Genomic DNA, 15,575 nt, shown 5'->3' on the forward strand with positions numbered 1-15,575 from the left:
CATTTCATCAACTTCATTAAATTTCGATACATCATGTATATATGAAATATACATTAAAAATGCATCTCAGCTTTACGCTTTACAAACCCTACAGGGTGTCTGCTTTTAAGCAGCCACCGATTCAAAAAAGTGTATTGGAGTAACGGAATTGCAAAAGATCACCTCACTACCTGCCGATGATTCAATGCCTGGTTGGTTTCATACCAGTGCGGCACGCACGCCGCGCCCGGCGCATATTGGTCAAAAGAAAGCACGTTTCGCGATTGTTGGAGCAGGTTTAACCGGTCTGGCAGCGGCACGACAGTTAGCGTTGAACTTCCCCAATGACGAAGTGGTGCTGATTGAAGCACAAGAGGTCGGTTTTGGATCGGCAGGGCGTAACGCGGGTTTCGCCATTGATGTACCCCATGATATTGGCGCGAAAGATTATATCGGGGATGTCACCATCGCGAATAAAATCCTCACGCTCAATACGCTGGGTCAGAACACGCTGCGTCAAATCGTGCAGGAGCATCATATCGATTGCCAGATGACGGAGTCCGGGAAATATCAGGCTGCGGTGGGTGAGGAGGGCACGAAGATTCTGGAAGCCTATCGCAATGGTCTGGCGAAAATAGGCCGGGATTCTCAGATGATCTCCGGTCAAGATCTGCCGGATCATATTGGGACGTCTTATTACAAACAGGCGCTGTTCATTCCCGGCACCATTCTGTTGCAACCCTCTGCTCTGGTGAAAGGTCTGGCGGATAGTCTTCCGTCAAACGTGACTCTCTATGAATATACGCCCGTTACCTCGATTGATTACGGCAGCAAAATTACGCTGGTGCACGAAAAAGGCAGCATCACCGCAGATACGCTAGTTTTGGCCAATAACGGTTTTGCCGCTCATTTTGGTTTCTTACAACGCCGCTTACTGCCCACCTTCCTGTATGGCAGCCTGTCGCGTCAGCTGACTGAAGAGGAGCAAGCGCGCCTGGGCGGCCAACCCGTGTGGGGCGTGATTCCGGCACATCCGTTTGGCAGCACCATCCGTCGCACGCTGGATAATCGCATTTTGGTGCGCAATAGCTTTAGCTTCCATCCCGATGGGCGCCCACGTGCCAGATATCTGACGCAATATCTGGATAACCATCGCAAATCGTTTGAACGCCGCTTTCCAATGCTGCCGGACGTTAATTTCGAATACACCTGGAGCGGTGCGATCTGCCTGTCTGAAAACCATGAAGGCTTCTTCGGCAAACTGGCACCAAACGTATATGGTGCGCTGTGTTGTAACGGTCTGGGGATTACGCGCGGTACCGCAACGGGCAAGTTGATTGCAGATATGATCGCCGGCGAACGCAACGATCTGATGGATTTTCTCACCCAATCACCCGGCCCCAATCAAACCCCGACCGAGCCTTTCTTGTCGATTGGCGTGAACTCGGTGCTGAAGTGGGGGCAGTATCGTGCGGGGCTGGAAGTGTAATATGCCTCATTAATGCGCAACGGGCGAATAGACGGTCGGGAGCTTCAGGTTGTCCGCCACGTCCATAATTCGCCCTGAGAACGGCAGGAGAGGTCGTGTGTGAACATTTTGTGCGGTTATTTTTAATTTAAAATCAATTCATTATGGTTTATTGCCATTTTGAGGTTGAAAAAATATCTTGCTATCAAATAGCGCGCTATATAAATTCTAGTCCAACACGAACACCAACCCGCGTTTTTAAACATTTAAATAGCGTGCGATATAATCGCTCAAAACAAAAAGGAACATGACAGATGAAAATCAAACACACATTAATCGCCGTTGCCATGGCCGCTGCTGCAACCAATAGCTTTGCGGCGTCCCCTCAGCCAGAGCGTCACGTGCAGCAATTTTTGAATGCGCTCAATAGCGGAGGAGGTAAACCTATTGAGCAGCTGTCTCCTGAAGCTGCACGTCAGGTGCTGATTGATGCGCAAAAGGGGGTGAAACTGCCCGCCGCTCACGTCAGTGAAAAAACCATTGATGTGCAGGGCGAGAAAATCACACTGACCATCGTGAAGCCGCCGCATGCTGAAGGGACACTGCCGGTCTTTATGTTCTTCCACGGCGGCGGTTGGATATTGGGCGACTTCCAGACTCATGAGCGTCTGGTGCGTGACCTGGTGGTGGAATCCGGTGCCGCAGCGGTATTTGTTAACTACACGCCGTCACCCGAGGCCCATTTCCCGGTTGCGATTAATCAAGCCTATGCTGCCACTCGCTGGGTAGCCGAACACGGTAGCGAAATCGGGGTAGATGGCACACGTCTGGCGCTGGTCGGTAACAGTGTGGGAGGCAATATGGTGGCGGCCGTTGCTTTACAAGCGAAGCAACAGCACACCCCGGCGATTCGCTATGATGTGATGCTGTGGCCGGTGACCGATGCCCATTTCAATACGGCGTCCTATGACCAGTTCCAGAACGGCTATTTCCTGTCACGCAATATGATGAAGTGGTTCTGGGATGCTTACACCACCAAAGAGAGCGATCGCAACAACATCCTGGCCTCACCACTGCGCGCCACGCGTGAACAACTGCAAGGATTACCGCCAACCTTAATTCAGACGGCAGAATTGGATGTATTACGAGATGAAGGCGAAGCCTTTGGACGCAAACTGGACGCTGCGGGTGTGGATGTTACCGTTACACGCTATAACGGCTTGATTCATGATTATGGTCTGCTTAACGGCTTGAGTGATGTCCCGGCGGTTCGCACCGCCATCCGCCAGGCGGCGGAGGAACTCAAGACCCATTTGCAATAACCACACAGGCCAGACGCATCAGGCGTCTGGCCTCTTTCGCTCAGAACTTAGATTCCCCTCACCACTTCATCTCACCGGTATTCACTTTGGCACTTAATTCCAGTGAACTCTCGTCTGGCAGGCCGGGATACGCCGCTTTCATCGCCTGAATCACCTGAGCAGAACCCTTGTGTTTCTGCAGGGCGTTCTCAAAGGTTTGCAGATAGTTGAGCGTGAAGGTCACCGCCTGATCTCCCGCTGGACGGGGACCGATGTAGTGGCCTGGGATCACAACTTTTGGTTTCAACTGCTGAATTTCAGTCAGTACGCTGCGCCACTGCGCGCGGCTGGCCGGTGTCTGGGTATCTGCGGTCCAGACGTGAATACCGGCTGCCACTGCGGTGCCACCTAACACGGCTTTGTTGGCAGGGATCCACACGTAGGCGGATTTGTCATCAGCATGGCGTAACTCAATGCGTTCACCGTCCACGCTAAAGGCTGTTTGATGGGTCATCTGCGGGACATAAAGCTGAGCGGGGGCGCCGCCGGGCATTTTCGGACCCCAGTACTGCAATTTAGCGTCTTTGGTGGCTTCGATATGTTCAACCACCAGCGGCGATGCAACGATTTTCACCTGCGGATAGGCTTTTACAATCGGTTCCAGACCGAAGTAGAAATCAGGATCGCCAGAAGTGATAACAATCTGCGTCAGTTTCTTGCCGCTGGCTTTGATCATCTGCACCAGTTTCTCGCCATCTTTCGGGCTGAATTGCGCATCGAACAGAATTGCTTCATGGGGGCCAGAAACCAGCGTAGAGGATACCGGGAATACGCCTTGCTCCTGAGGATTGTAGACCTCTAAATGCAATGGGGCGGCAAAGGCGGGGCTTGCGGCGAGTGTCATCATCAACGCCAGGGTCTTCATCTTCATGTTAAGGTCCTTAATTCGGTCTTCGGCAGGTAACAGGGCCATTGTATGTAAATTGCCGTTTGATAGAATTCCCGCAATTAGAGATGGTCAGTTTCATAAAACGATCAGATGGAGACGCATGGACAGAGTGACAGCCGCATCGGTGTTTAACCGCATTTGCGAACTGGGCAGCCTGAGTGCCGCGGCGCGGGCACTGGATATCTCACGTCCGATGGTCAGCCGTTATCTGGATGAGATGGAAAAATGGGCGGGCGTTCGCTTGCTGCATCGTTCGTCCCGACGCCTCACCATCACGCCTGCCGGGGAGAAAATCCTCGAAAAAACCCGCATGTTGGCTCGGCTGGCAGATGAGATCACCGGGCAGGGCGCGCCGGGAGAGCCGCAGGGCACGTTGCGCGTGGCTTGCGCCCATTCCACCGCAACCCATATCCTTGGTCCGATGATTCCGACGTTTCTGGCACGCTATCCGGCGGTGCGGATTGAACTTGAAATCAATAACCAACCGGTAAGCCTGGTGGGAGAACGTATTGATGTCGCGGTGCGTATCACCGACGATCCGGAACTAGGGGCGATTGCGCGGCGGCTTGGCGAATGTATTTCGGTGGTCTGCGCCTCACCGGGCTATTTGCGTGAGCACGGCATACCGGATACGCCACAAGCCCTGGCTCAGCACAATTGCCTGCACTACAGTCGCTTTGCCGGGCAGAGCTGGCAGTTCAAAGACGCACAGGGCGAAGGGGTGACGGCTGCGGTAAGTGGCAATTTTAGTGCGGGCATTTCGTCCGTGCTATGTGACGCCGCGATAGCAGGATGCGGACTGGCGATGGTGCCGGAGATGGAAGCGCGAGCCGGCATTGAAAGCGGGCAGCTACAATGCGTGCTGCCCGACTTTGCGCCCAAAACGCTGGGCATCTACGGCTTATATATGTCGCGAGAACGCCAACCGGCGGCGCTGCGGCTCTTTCTGGATGCGGTGCAGCAGCGGCTAAGCGGGAAGTAGCCCATCCGTTATGCGACCGGCGTGACCTGCATAAAGTGCATAATGGCCACCAAGGTGACAATCGACAACACGGTTGAAATCAGGATCGCGCCTGACGTGATCTGTGCATCGCGACGATAGTACTCCGCCAGCATAAACGGCCCGGTGCCGGTGGGTAATGCCGCCAGCAGAATCGCCATTTTGGTCAGGTCATCGGGCAGATGAAACAACCACACGGCCAGCACCCACGTCAGCAATGGCTGCATGATCAATTTAGCGATTACCACTAACCCGACGGTGGAAAAGCTCATTTTCGCACCGCCTGGCAGTTCGCTGGATTTGGCTTTCTGCCTGCTGGCCAGAAATACGCCTAAACAGACCAAAGCACAGGGACTGGCTGCGCCACCCAACATCTTCAGGAATGTCTCAATGCTATCGGGTAATGTTAATCCCGCGCTGGAACAGGCTGCCCCCAGCAACGGTGAGATAATCAGCGGGTTTTTAAGGATGGCGCGCAGGACTTTAATGGCCAGTCGATGAAATTCGCGTTCACTCTGCAAGCCGATCTCAATCATCGCGATGGCTATCGCAAACAAGATACAGGCGACCACAATGGTGGCAGTGGTGGTTGGGATCAGGCTGCTCTTGCCAAAGATCAGCAGCAATAACGGGAAACCAAGATAGCCGGTATTAGGATAAGCAGCAGCAACGCCATCGACACTGGCATCGGCAGTGGATTTGCCTTTGGCCTTTTGAAAGGCAAAGACGATAACGAAAGCCGCAGCACAGGAGAGGGCAAACGCCCAGAAAAATCCCGGCTGATAAATGGTGTGCCATGGCGTATGCGCCATGATGTCAAACAACAACGCAGGCAGTGCCAGCCAGACAACGAACTTATTCAGTTCAGTGGCAGCAGTGGGCCCCAGTACCCCCAACATGCGGCAGGCGTATCCCGCCACAATTAAGCCGAACACCGGCAAAAGAATCAGAAACGTAGCTAACATCTTGTCCTCCCGTTAAGCTGGAGGACTGTAAAGTGTTTCCTGATACAGTTCCAATAGCAAATCTGACCAGGATTGATACGAAAAATGAATCATGCTGGATATTAAGCCGCTGCGTTACTTCATCGCGCTGGCTGAAGTGAAGAACTTTCACCGCGCAGCGGAGCGCCTGCATATGTCGCAGCCGTCGCTGAGTCGTCATATTGCTGCCTTAGAGAAAGCCGTGGGAACCTTGCTGGTGGAGCGCAACACGCGCCAGCTAATGCTCACGCCCGCAGGCGAGAGCTTTTATCAGGATGCGCGCAAGATCCTTGAAGCATTGCTACAGGCGCAAAGCCTGGCGCGTGACACCGCTTCAGGCAAATCGGGTTCCTTGCGCGTCGGCTTTACCATGTATTCGGCACACAGCGTCATTCCTGAATATGTGAGAATGATTCGCCACCATTACCCAAATATCGCGCTGGAGCTGGAAGAGGCCGTTACCGAAGATTTGCCAGATAAAGTGCTGGCGGGCGAGGTGGATCTCGCGGTGCTGGTGGAAGGCACGTCACGTGTCGGCATGCAAACGCTAACCGTGTTAACCGAACCTCTGTGCGTGGCGATGTCGCGCACTCACCCCTTGGCCAAAAGTCGAAAATTACGCATCGAACATCTGCGTGACGATCCTTTTGTCATGACCGCTGCCAGTGCCGGTAGCCGTTTAACCGCAGTGATTATGGATTATTGTCGCGCCCACGGTTTTGAGCCGATGGTGAGTTTACAGGTGCGTTTACAACACACCATGCTGAGTCTGGTTAATGATGCCAACTATGTGGCGCTGGTGCCGTCTTCGGTTCAGCAGTTGAAAATGGATGGCATCGTATTCAAACTGCTGGCCGATGCGCCGCAGGTGAATCTCGCTGTGGCATGGAGCAGTGACAACCGCAATCCTTGTCTCGACAGTTTTTTAAAACTGCTGATTCAACGTCATCCTGTAAAATAGCCCTACGCCAGCCGCACATTATTCTGCGACTGGTGGGATTTAAGCTATAAATTCAAATGGTTAAATATTGGTGCGTTGTATGAATGCGCGCAGTTTCAGCCTGAAATCGCCACTAACCCCCCTTTTAACTGATTAAAAATTAAACCAATCTTTACTCAACCATTAAGCCAATTTTAATCTTCGCCCGCTAGAGTGCCCTCACAGTCACAACCATCAGTAAACGAAGTCGGAATCGCTAATCGGCAACAGAACTCCTGTTGTTTCGCTGCGTCTATAGATCGAACTGAACGGTGCAATATCCGCTGGAGAGCTTCCTTGCTGAGATTATTATTTCTATTGATGGGTGGACCAGCACTGCGAGCCGGTTGGCCGTATCTGGCGGCACTTGGTCTGCTGAGTGCGGGCGCCAGTGGCGGGATCCTGATCGATCTGCTGCAACATGGAAGTTTATCCCTCCCGTTGCACGTACTGGGTTTGTTTCTGGCATTAGAGGGCATAGCAGAAACGCTTGGCGCGATTTACCAGCCTGCGGGTATCGCCTGGCCGCCACTGGCTAAAGCCGCAGTGCTGATGATATTTGGCATCGTGGTCTTTCTTGCCCCACATGATAATGGCCTTTGCATCTCACTGGCATTTTCTGCGATCTTCCTGCTTGATGGTGGTTTTCGCGTCATCTCGTGTAGTTTGATGCGATGCCGCCGCTGGACGAGCAAGCTGACATTGGGATGCGCGGAGATGTTGTTCAGCGTGTTGATTGCCACACACTGGCCGTGGTCACCCCACGTGATTGTGCCGCTGTGTTTTGCATTGCTGCTGGCAGGCTGGAGTCTGAGCTTGCTGACAATGGCAGCACAAATCCATGCTTTGCCGGATAATACCAGCGTTGCCGCGTTGCCGCTGTTCACCCGCAAAGGTCTGCGTGCGCCTCATGGACTCGATTATCTACATCCGCCTCTCAGTACCACACCGGTTAGCGCGCCGCTGAATATCTATATCTGGACGCCACTCGGCTCAGGCGAGGTATCGGGACGACGCCCATGGTTCGTTCGCTGGGTGGCGGCGATTGATCATCGTGGCGAAGTCTCCACAGGCCATATTTCACTGGAAATGGGCGAGGAGCTGTATATCAGCTTGTACCCCGTTGACGATGTATCGCGGAATTTCCGTGGTTTCCTTAATACGCTGCGCGCGCGCGAGGAGTATGACGTTGAAGGCTTCATGCGGCCGTCCCTGGAAAGGGAGATAAAGGCGTGGTGTCGACCGGATAAACGCCTGGTGTTGCCGCATTACAACCAAGCCGCACTGCGTAATTATTGGCTTAGCAATGCCTCTCATACGCGCTATAACCTGACGTCACGCAACTGTTCAACCAGCGTCATGCAGGCAATCGATGTGGCAACAGAGGGTTTGCTGGGCGAACGCGGCTTAAAAGGGTTTTGGGTGCTGCTTAATCCTGATTTTTGGTTGCTTAGTCTGGTTCGCAGTCGTGCTGAAGGCATGACCTGGACACCCGGTTTAGTGATGGACTATTGCATCCTATTGCGTCGTGTACTGGAGGCGTCCGAGCGCAACAGCCGCTACCAAAAAGCCGCCAGCCGGATAAAGCTGGAAGCGCGTTTGGCAGTGCGCAGCCTGTTGCGTCAGACGAAAGGGGATTTCCTTTAATTTGACAACACACGCTCGCTGTCAGCGAACAATTCGCCAATACGATCGCGCTGGCGAATAAATTGAGTGGTTAGCATCAACCAGTAGCGCTGGCTGCATTGCTCTCGACGGAAACCCCGTAACAGCTGTAATCCAGGAAACGCGCCGCCGTGGAAACTGAGATCGGGATGGAAATCATCACTCGCCCGGTAGCGCGCTCGGTGCAATAAGCCAATGGCTTGCACGAGTTGCGCAGCGCTAAAACTTTTCTTTTCAATAAGTGTGATGAGTGCGGCCACACGTTCGCGTAGTGGCTTTAAGGAGAACGCCCTATCAATCTCACCTTGCAGCTGTAATAGAGCGGCATCGATCTGCTGCAGATAATGTTTAGCATCGATTGGCAGCGGCTCATGGCACAGCAGCGAGTCCAGCCAGCGATGGTGTATCTGAAAATCTCGCCACAGGTAGCCTTCATCGACTTTGTCTAAGGTATCTTCTTCCGTGTGCCACCACCAACCGCCGCCGCTGCCAGGCGAGAGGGATTGCCGCTGCTCAGGTACTTCCCGTAAGGCAAAATGCAGCGGGATGCCCAATCCCCAGAAAGACTGGTCACCCCCTTTCCCCATCGGCGTCACGCGATCGGCCGGTTTACCGGTTGTGGCTTTGATAGCCTGATGAAGCCAGTCAGTCGATTCCGCGCCGCTGGCGTTAACCACCAACTGCGAACCGCCCTGACAGCCGGGTGAGTCGACATTAATATGCGCGACGCAATCGCGCAGTAACGCTGCACGGTGATGATCGGCATACCAGGTTGAACCGCCATAGCGCGCATTGGAGTGACCGGGCCAGAAAGCGATACGTAAACCGCGTAATAAGCGCTGGCCGTTGAACAGTACAGCCAGCGCGAGGCAGAGGGCGTTGCCGGTGGCATTATCCGTTACGCCCTCATGCCATGAGTCGTAATGGGATGAGAGCAAGACAAACTCATCACTGCTGCCAGGCAATTCCACCACGGGTAGCGAGCAGGTGGCAACATGCTCATTTAAAAGGGTGGTGATCTTTGCCGTGAGCTTTTGCGTTGATAATTGTGATCGCAGTTGCGCACCAGCCTGATGATTAATGCTGATCACCGGAATGGTGGGATAGCGTTGCACATCATCGGGTACCGGTGTGCCCCAGATCGGGCCCACCGTCTCTTCATGCAGCGCGGATTCCGCTGAACCCCAGATATGAATTAATCCCAGCGCACCTGCTTGCATCAGACGCTGCACGTAATCCTCGAAGCCCTGGTCGGCGAGCACCAGTTTACCGCGTACCTTGTCTGCCCAGCTGGCTGCCGCGTTCTCCGGGATTAAAGCCAGAGATTGGGCATCGTAAAATAATTCAGCCTCCACGCCCTCAGGGCAGTGGGCCGAAAAGGATCGGGTTTTCGCCCGGAATTCTTGACCCGCCACAGTCAGCGTGGCGTCCAGTGGATCGCTCAGCCACAGATCGCAATATTCACGTCGATGCGGAATCTGATGCTGGCTCAGCTGCTCACACAACCAGTCCGCACTTCGTTCCGCATCAACGCTACCCGATAAACGATGCAGATGCTGGAACTGCTCCAGCGTCGCACGCATCAGCGCCTGCATATCACTGGCTGGCATGATCGGGTTCCACACGTGTGACTTTCATCTCCAGATCGCCAAAATAGTGCTGCTTCACTTTTTCCCATGTGCCGTCCGCTACAATTTTGGCTAAGCCTTCATTCAGCAATTTTTGCGTCTTTTCATCGCCTTTGCGCACGCCATAGGCCGAACCAATGCTGAACAATTTATCGTCGCGCACTTCAGGTCCGGTCAGCGCGAAATCCTTGCCTTCTGGCTTGTTCAAAAAACCATAGGTCACGGCAACGCCTGGACTTAATGCGCCATCAAGACGACCTGCCGCGAGATCCAGGTAGATCGCATCCTGATCGGCATACATCACAATATCCACGCCTTTGGGTGCCCAGAATTTATTTACGTACATTTCCTGGATGGAACCCTGTTGCACGGCAATATGTTTGCCCTGCAGTGAAGCCGCATCGGGTTGGAGGTTGCTGCCTTTACGCGCCACTAATTTTGTCGGGATGTGATAAATGAAGTCGCTAAAGTCGATGGATTTACGACGCTTCTCGGTGGCGCCGAGCGGTGAAATGAAATCCACCTTTTTGGCCATCAGAGAGGGGATTTCCGCATCAAAACTGCTGACCACGTACTCGCAGGTGATATTCACTGCTTTACACACCGCATTGGTGATATCAATTTCAAAACCGGTGGGTGTGCCGGAAGCGTCTCGGTACTGGAACGGAGGGTAGCTGAGGTCAGCGGCTACGCGTAACACGTTGTCTGCGGCGAAGAGTGGGCTGCTGCATGCCAGGGTCAAAGCGGCCACCATGGAAAGCGTCTTTTTCATTTTAATTCTCCTGCGGAACGGTTGATTGCCAGGCGATAAACTCATCGCGAACGGTTGTTAAATGATCGTTGTCTTGTAGGTCAAAGGTGGTCATGGCGAGGGCGCGCGCCGCATTCAGCATCGCTTCAATCCCGCTGTCAGAAGCTGCGGCAGCCGCAAACTCCGGAGTATGGGGGACCACATCTCCAATACGTAAATAGGGATGGATGGCAGCCGTCACCTGGCTGACGTTGCCGATATCTGATGAACCGACACCACCGCGTTCCGGTGCGGCATGGGCCACTAAACCCAGTTTTTCAATGTTGGACTGGAACAAACCGGCCAGCGCGTGGTTATTATTGCGTTCGGCGTAGGTGAGACCTTCTTCGATCTCTATACGTGCACCACTCATGTCTGCGGCACCTTGCGCGGCGGCGAACACTTTACTTCGCACGGTTTGTAAGCCGGCCACCGTTGCGGCGCGCATCAGGAATTTGGCTTCGGCATAGGCAGGGACAATGTTGGTGGCACTGCCGCCGTCGGTGATGATGCCATGGACTCTGACGTCATCGGTGAAGAACTGACGCAAAGCATTAATGCCGACAAACGTCTGGATGACCGCATCCAGCGCGCTGATACCGAGATGCGGTGCAGAGGCGGCATGTGCTGCTTTGCCATAAAATTTGAAGGTGGCATCGACGCAGGCTAATGCACCCCGCGTCATCATGTTCTTTTCACGCGGATGGAACATCATTACCGCGTCAATGCCTGCAAATACGCCATCGTCCGCCATAATAATTTTCCCGCCGCCTTCCTCTTCGGCAGGCGTGCCAATCACTTCCAGTACGCCAGATTGCAGGGTGCCGCTGTTAGCCAGTGCAACGGCGGCCGCCACTGACGCGGTGCCGATCAGGTTATGGCCGCAGGCATGCCCAAGACCCGGCAGTGCATCATATTCCGCCAGCAGTGCCACATGTGGGCCCGGTTTGCCCGTGTCTAATCGCGCCCGGAATGCCGTTTCCAGTCCTGCTACAGGATTGCTGACCGTGAACCCTGCAGCCAGCAAAGGGGCTTGCAATGCAGCACTGGCATAGTGCTCGGCAAAACTTAATTCCGGCTGTGCATGGATAGCACGTGCCAAATCGGTCATTTGTTGGCTTATCTGCTCAACCGCAAAAAGAATTTTATTCTTTTGCTCACTCATGGTGCATCCCCGTGCGGAACTTCACTGTGATAGTGCAATAAAGTATTTAAGTTCAATGTGTTATTAAGGTATACAGGGCTTTTACCTGGATTCCCAATTGAGCTTTTTTATTGCTTGCACTGATTACGCAAAAATTATTTTATGGAAGCAGTGAAGGAGGGGGCGATGAACGAAAAAGACTGGCTGATAATTCATACCGTTTGGCAGTATCAAAACATTACGCGAGCAGCCCAACAGCTGTATACCTCTCAGCCTGCGCTCAGTTATCGCCTCAAGCAGATCGAACGTAAACTGGGCGTCGCGCTATTTGAAGAGGGGGGCCGTCAACTGACGTTTAGTGCGCAGGGGCGCTATCTGGCGCAACACGCCGCCAAAATGCTGAATGACTCACAGCAACTGCGTCAGACGCTGCAAAATTTGTCTCAGCCACGCCAGGGGGAGTTAAGAATTGGCGTCACCAGCAACTATGCAGCCTATCGACTCCCAGCCATTTTGGCGCGTTTCTCAGAAACACACAGTGGTATTCGCGTTAATCTGGTCAGCGGTTTGAGTGAAGAGATGTACCAAAAACTGCAACGCGAAGAGGTGCATGTCGCCCTGGTGAAAGATGACTATCACTGGCGTCACGGCAAGCGGCTGGTGGATGAAGATGATTATTGGTTGGTGAGCCAGCAACCGCTCGACCTGCGCTTTCTCCCGCAATTACCGCAGATACGCATTAATCATGGCGGGCATATTACTCACCTGATTGAGCGCTGGTGGAATGCAAACTATTCACTGGCGCCACGCGTGGCGATGCAGGTAGATAAACTGGAAGTCTGTCTGGCAATGGTGGAGCGTGGATTGGGCTATGCCATCGTATCGAGCTATCAGCCGTTGCCCGAAGGCATATGCCGACAGCCCATCAGGGTAGCGGGCGAAACGTTGAAAAGCAGAACCTGGCTGCTTTACCACCACGCCAGCACGGAGGCTTCGGTGATTCTGCCGTTCGTCGAGATGTTCGATGATCTGAGGATTGAATAATTAAACAAAACCGTGCTGCTGCAAAATCTGCTGTGCAACTTGGGAGGTCAGGAAAGCCGCAAGGGGCTGAGCCGCCGGAGACAGCATCGCCCAACCATATTCTGCCGGTACGTTGTAGGGTTCAGGAATGGTGAAAACCTGCAACTGAGGATGAAGCATCAAGCGAGGTTGATAACTGGCATAACCGATAAACAATTCAGCGTGCCCCTCACCGATTAACCAGCGCGCTGCCAGTTCACCCGCAGGAACCGGCAAACTGTTGGGGCCGCCCACCAAAGGGCGGGCCTTACGCTTGATCTGTTCGCCCCAACCCCGATGACGCTGTTCGATGTTGCCAAAAAGCTGCCATGTATAGTCGCCTGATGGGTCACACAGTGGCGTTGAGGTGGTCAGGCGCAAATCATCGCGCAGCAGCAGCGACAGCCAGTTATCGTTTCTAGTGACAACGTCACGCTTGACTGTCAGGCACAAGGTGTTGGCGGTAAAGCGGCCTGTCTCTTTCGCGATACCTTTTAGCCGCAATGTGGCGGGGTGCTGTAGGTTGGCGGAGGCGAAAAAATCGCAAACTTCACCTTGCTCGATGCGTTGACGCAGTAGTCCGGCGGGGCCAAATTGTGTCCCCACCGTTATGCCTGATTGCGCGGTAAACGCTGCCATCAGTTCAGGCCACACGCCGCGCAGGCTACCGGCTGCCAGTATCTGCAGTGTTGTCATGATACGTGGTCCGGTAGAAGCGTTGATACCAGCGATTCGCCTGCTGCTGCATATCGATATCGCGGAATTTTTCTGGATAGAGCTTTTTCGCCATCCACAATTCACCTAAACCAATGGCTTCCGGCATCGGATAGCCCCAGGCTTTAGCATATTCAGGCATCAGCCAGACCTGATGGTTTTTAACTGCACTAATGGTGCGCCAGCGCGGGTCTTGATTGATCTCTTGCACCACCTGCGGGTAGCGGTCCTGCACAAAAATGACCTGAGGGTCCCACGCCACCACCTGTTCCATGCTGACCTGCTTAAAGCCCTGTACGGTGGCGGCAGCCACGTTCAACGCGCCTGCGTGTGCCATCATCAAACCGGTGTATTTACCTGAACCGTACGTGGTGAGGTCTGGGTTGGCCATATAAGCACGAACACGTTGCTGATCCGGCAGATTCTTCAACCGATCGCTGACCAGTTTGCGCCCGGCAAAAGCCGCGGTAATTAAGCCTTTTGCCTGTTGCTGCTTGTTCACCACTTCACCAATCAAAGTGATGCCTTCTTTGATGCCAAGGTCGTAGGCGCGATCCTCATTCTGCATCGTCGGGTTGATCTTGCCTTGCTGACCGGCATCGTCATGGCGCAAAGAGATGGCCAACACCGGGATACCGAGTGCCGAGATCTGATCGATCATCTCTTTGGGCGCATAGTTGGTGACAAACACCACCTGAGGGTGCAGCGCAACCAGCTTCTCCAAATCCACATGCGTCAGGTCACCGAGCATCGCTTTTTGTGTCAGTTCTGGCACCAGCTGCGCGTAGCCGTCTCCCAACTGCTGTTTCCAGTTAGCGAGAATGCCGACGACTTTATCGGTCGCATTTAACTGCACCAATAAATTCAACGTTTGGTGCTGAAGCACCACGACACGATCGACTTGGTCTGGAATGGTCACCTCGCGTCCAATCTGATCGGTCACGACGCGGCTGGCGAAACTGTGTAAGGAGGTAAAGGTTAGTAAACCTGCAAGTATAAGGCGAAGAGTGGTGTTCATACGGGGTCCCTGAAGCGTAATGCAGCGGATTATATAGCGCTGGGTACCATCAGGATAGGTTTGTTTCTGTCAGGAGCAGGTTGTTTGCGACAGCACTCAGTGCCATCTGCTAATATATCGCTCTGCCAGCAGTGCGATCCGCTATTGCTGTTCACCTGTTTAATCAATAACAATTGTCATCTGGCTATTTTGCCAGCATGGCTGTGGAGTCATTGCCGTTATGTTGCACGATGTAGGTATTATCAATCTATGGACTTTTCTGGCCGGCGCGCTGGTGATTATTCTGCTGCCAGGGCCAAACAGTCTGTATGTGCTGCGTACCGGAATGAGTCGCGGAGCGAAGGCCGCGTCGAAAGCGATAGCCGGCGTGATGTTGGGCGATCTGATTTTAATTTTCTTGCATGGGCAGGTGTTGCTACTCTTATTCGGACCAGCCCGCATATTTTTATGGTGGTGAAATATCTGGGCGCCATGTTCCTGCTTTACCTCGGTGTGAAGATTATTATTGGCGCTTTACGCAAGCGTGATAACGCGTCATCAACCGAAACGGTGAAAGTGGAAAACTATTTCCTGCGCGCCCTGTTGCTTGGCGTCACCAATCCTAAAGCAATACTGTTTTATGTTTCGTTTTTCATTCAGTTTGTCGATCCGGCGGTAACGCATACTGCGCCTGCTTTTGCTGTGCTGGGTTCAATGATTCAACTGATGAGTCTGAGCTACTACCTCATTCTGCTAATGGCGGGCAGCGTGATGGTGCGCTTCCTGAAAAACCGCACGCGGCTGGTCAAACTGGCCAATATGCTGACCGGTATGCTGTTCTTTGGTTTTGCGGTACGCCTGGTGAGTGCGCAGAGTTAGATAAGCTAACAGTCCATTATGTTTTGGTGCGCATAAA

At 53.4% G+C, this 15,575-nt stretch carries 13 protein-coding genes and 1 pseudogene; 7 read left to right on the plus strand and 7 right to left on the minus strand.

Going from position 1 to position 15,575, the window contains the following annotated elements; translation table 11 throughout:
• The first annotated feature begins 148 nt into the window (after positions 1-148).
• Together PSSD_RS07460 and PSSD_RS07465 are read left to right on the plus strand one after the other, a co-directional pair.
• Positions 149-1,468, plus strand: coding sequence for an NAD(P)/FAD-dependent oxidoreductase (locus tag PSSD_RS07460; RefSeq protein WP_058970294.1), 1,320 nt, complete (start codon positions 149-151; stop codon positions 1,466-1,468).
• Between the two features lie 293 nt (positions 1,469-1,761).
• Positions 1,762-2,769 carry an alpha/beta hydrolase gene (locus PSSD_RS07465; protein ID WP_058970296.1) on the plus strand — a complete coding sequence of 336 codons (1,008 nt, stop codon included), beginning with the start codon at positions 1,762-1,764 and terminating at the stop codon, positions 2,767-2,769.
• Positions 2,770-2,827: 58 nt separating this feature from the next.
• On the opposite strand, the gene PSSD_RS07470 is transcribed toward PSSD_RS07465, so the two are convergent.
• On the minus strand, positions 2,828-3,679 hold the full coding sequence (locus PSSD_RS07470) for a Vmh family MBL fold metallo-hydrolase (RefSeq protein ID WP_058970298.1): 852 nt from the start codon (positions 3,677-3,679) through the stop codon (positions 2,828-2,830).
• 118 nt (positions 3,680-3,797) lie between these two features.
• Here PSSD_RS07470 and PSSD_RS07475 point away from each other — a divergent pair, with 118 nt between their 5' ends.
• Positions 3,798-4,679, plus strand: a complete 882-nt coding sequence (locus PSSD_RS07475) for a LysR family transcriptional regulator (protein WP_058970300.1) — start codon at positions 3,798-3,800, stop codon at positions 4,677-4,679.
• Positions 4,680-4,687: 8 nt separating this feature from the next.
• Here PSSD_RS07475 and PSSD_RS07480 read toward each other — a convergent pair whose 3' ends face one another.
• A complete protein-coding gene (locus PSSD_RS07480; protein WP_058970302.1) occupies positions 4,688-5,662 on the minus strand; it encodes an AEC family transporter in 975 nt (324 codons plus the stop codon).
• Between the two features lie 91 nt (positions 5,663-5,753).
• Here PSSD_RS07480 and PSSD_RS07485 point away from each other — a divergent pair, with 91 nt between their 5' ends.
• Both PSSD_RS07485 and PSSD_RS07490 read left to right on the plus strand, forming a co-directional pair.
• Positions 5,754-6,641, plus strand: a complete 888-nt coding sequence (locus PSSD_RS07485; RefSeq protein ID WP_058970305.1) for a LysR family transcriptional regulator — start codon at positions 5,754-5,756, stop codon at positions 6,639-6,641.
• A 315-nt stretch (positions 6,642-6,956) separates the two neighbouring features.
• The gene (locus PSSD_RS07490) at positions 6,957-8,306 is read left to right on the plus strand and encodes a hypothetical protein (RefSeq protein ID WP_058970306.1); all 1,350 of its coding nucleotides are present in this window, start codon (positions 6,957-6,959) and stop codon (positions 8,304-8,306) included.
• Here PSSD_RS07490 and PSSD_RS07495 read toward each other — a convergent pair.
• The 3 genes from PSSD_RS07495 to PSSD_RS07505 are packed head-to-tail and all read right to left on the minus strand — an operon-like array spanning position 8,303 to position 11,907.
• Entirely contained in the window at positions 8,303-9,934 is a 1,632-nt protein-coding gene (locus PSSD_RS07495) for a M28 family peptidase (RefSeq protein WP_058970308.1), read from the minus strand. The two genes, PSSD_RS07490 and PSSD_RS07495, sit on opposite strands and share 4 nt — an antisense overlap.
• The gene (locus PSSD_RS07500; RefSeq protein WP_058970310.1) at positions 9,921-10,724 is read right to left on the minus strand and encodes a transporter substrate-binding domain-containing protein; all 804 of its coding nucleotides are present in this window, start codon (positions 10,722-10,724) and stop codon (positions 9,921-9,923) included. The genes PSSD_RS07495 and PSSD_RS07500 overlap by 14 nt, the downstream gene beginning before the upstream one ends.
• 1 nt (position 10,725) lies before the next feature.
• Complete coding sequence (locus PSSD_RS07505; RefSeq protein WP_058970312.1) at positions 10,726-11,907, minus strand: M20 family metallopeptidase; 1,182 nt, start codon at positions 11,905-11,907, stop codon at positions 10,726-10,728.
• A gap of 165 nt (positions 11,908-12,072) precedes the next feature.
• On the opposite strand from PSSD_RS07505, the gene PSSD_RS07510 reads away from it, so the two are divergent.
• Positions 12,073-12,930, plus strand: coding sequence for a LysR family transcriptional regulator (locus tag PSSD_RS07510; protein ID WP_058970314.1), 858 nt, complete (start codon positions 12,073-12,075; stop codon positions 12,928-12,930).
• On the opposite strand, the gene PSSD_RS07515 is transcribed toward PSSD_RS07510, so the two are convergent.
• Together PSSD_RS07515 and PSSD_RS07520 are read right to left on the minus strand one after the other, a co-directional pair.
• Positions 12,931-13,644 (minus strand): substrate-binding domain-containing protein, encoded by a 714-nt coding sequence (locus PSSD_RS07515; protein WP_058970317.1) that lies wholly within the window; start codon positions 13,642-13,644, stop codon positions 12,931-12,933.
• The gene (locus PSSD_RS07520; protein ID WP_058970319.1) at positions 13,613-14,680 is read right to left on the minus strand and encodes an ABC transporter substrate-binding protein; all 1,068 of its coding nucleotides are present in this window, start codon (positions 14,678-14,680) and stop codon (positions 13,613-13,615) included. Before PSSD_RS07520 ends, PSSD_RS07515 begins: the two co-directional genes overlap by 32 nt.
• A 325-nt stretch (positions 14,681-15,005) precedes the next feature.
• On the opposite strand from PSSD_RS07520, the pseudogene leuE reads away from it, so the two are divergent.
• Positions 15,006-15,538, plus strand: a pseudogene (leuE, locus tag PSSD_RS26195) (leucine efflux protein LeuE).
• The last annotated feature ends 37 nt before the right edge of the window (positions 15,539-15,575 follow it).

The sequence above is a fragment of the Type-D symbiont of Plautia stali genome (genome assembly GCF_001485335.1).
Taxonomy (GTDB): Bacteria; Pseudomonadota; Gammaproteobacteria; order Enterobacterales; family Enterobacteriaceae; genus Pantoea; species Pantoea vagans_C.

Bases quoted from the DNA above. Each gene is read 5' to 3' on its own strand.
- PSSD_RS07495 (WP_058970308.1), bottom strand. From the start codon at position 9,934: ATGCCAGCCAGTGATATGCAGGCGCTGATGCGTGCGACGCTGGAGCAG.
- PSSD_RS07485 (WP_058970305.1), top strand. From the start codon at position 5,754: ATGCTGGATATTAAGCCGCTGCGTTACTTCATCGCGCTGGCTGAAGTG.
- PSSD_RS07520 (WP_058970319.1), bottom strand. From the start codon at position 14,680: ATGAACACCACTCTTCGCCTTATACTTGCAGGTTTACTAACCTTTACC.
- PSSD_RS07515 (WP_058970317.1), bottom strand. From the start codon at position 13,644: ATGACAACACTGCAGATACTGGCAGCCGGTAGCCTGCGCGGCGTGTGG.
- PSSD_RS07475 (WP_058970300.1), top strand. From the start codon at position 3,798: ATGGACAGAGTGACAGCCGCATCGGTGTTTAACCGCATTTGCGAACTG.
- PSSD_RS07505 (WP_058970312.1), bottom strand. From the start codon at position 11,907: ATGAGTGAGCAAAAGAATAAAATTCTTTTTGCGGTTGAGCAGATAAGC.
- PSSD_RS07465 (WP_058970296.1), top strand. From the start codon at position 1,762: ATGAAAATCAAACACACATTAATCGCCGTTGCCATGGCCGCTGCTGCA.
- PSSD_RS07470 (WP_058970298.1), bottom strand. From the start codon at position 3,679: ATGAAGATGAAGACCCTGGCGTTGATGATGACACTCGCCGCAAGCCCC.
- PSSD_RS07480 (WP_058970302.1), bottom strand. From the start codon at position 5,662: ATGTTAGCTACGTTTCTGATTCTTTTGCCGGTGTTCGGCTTAATTGTG.
- PSSD_RS07510 (WP_058970314.1), top strand. From the start codon at position 12,073: ATGAACGAAAAAGACTGGCTGATAATTCATACCGTTTGGCAGTATCAA.
- PSSD_RS07500 (WP_058970310.1), bottom strand. From the start codon at position 10,724: ATGAAAAAGACGCTTTCCATGGTGGCCGCTTTGACCCTGGCATGCAGC.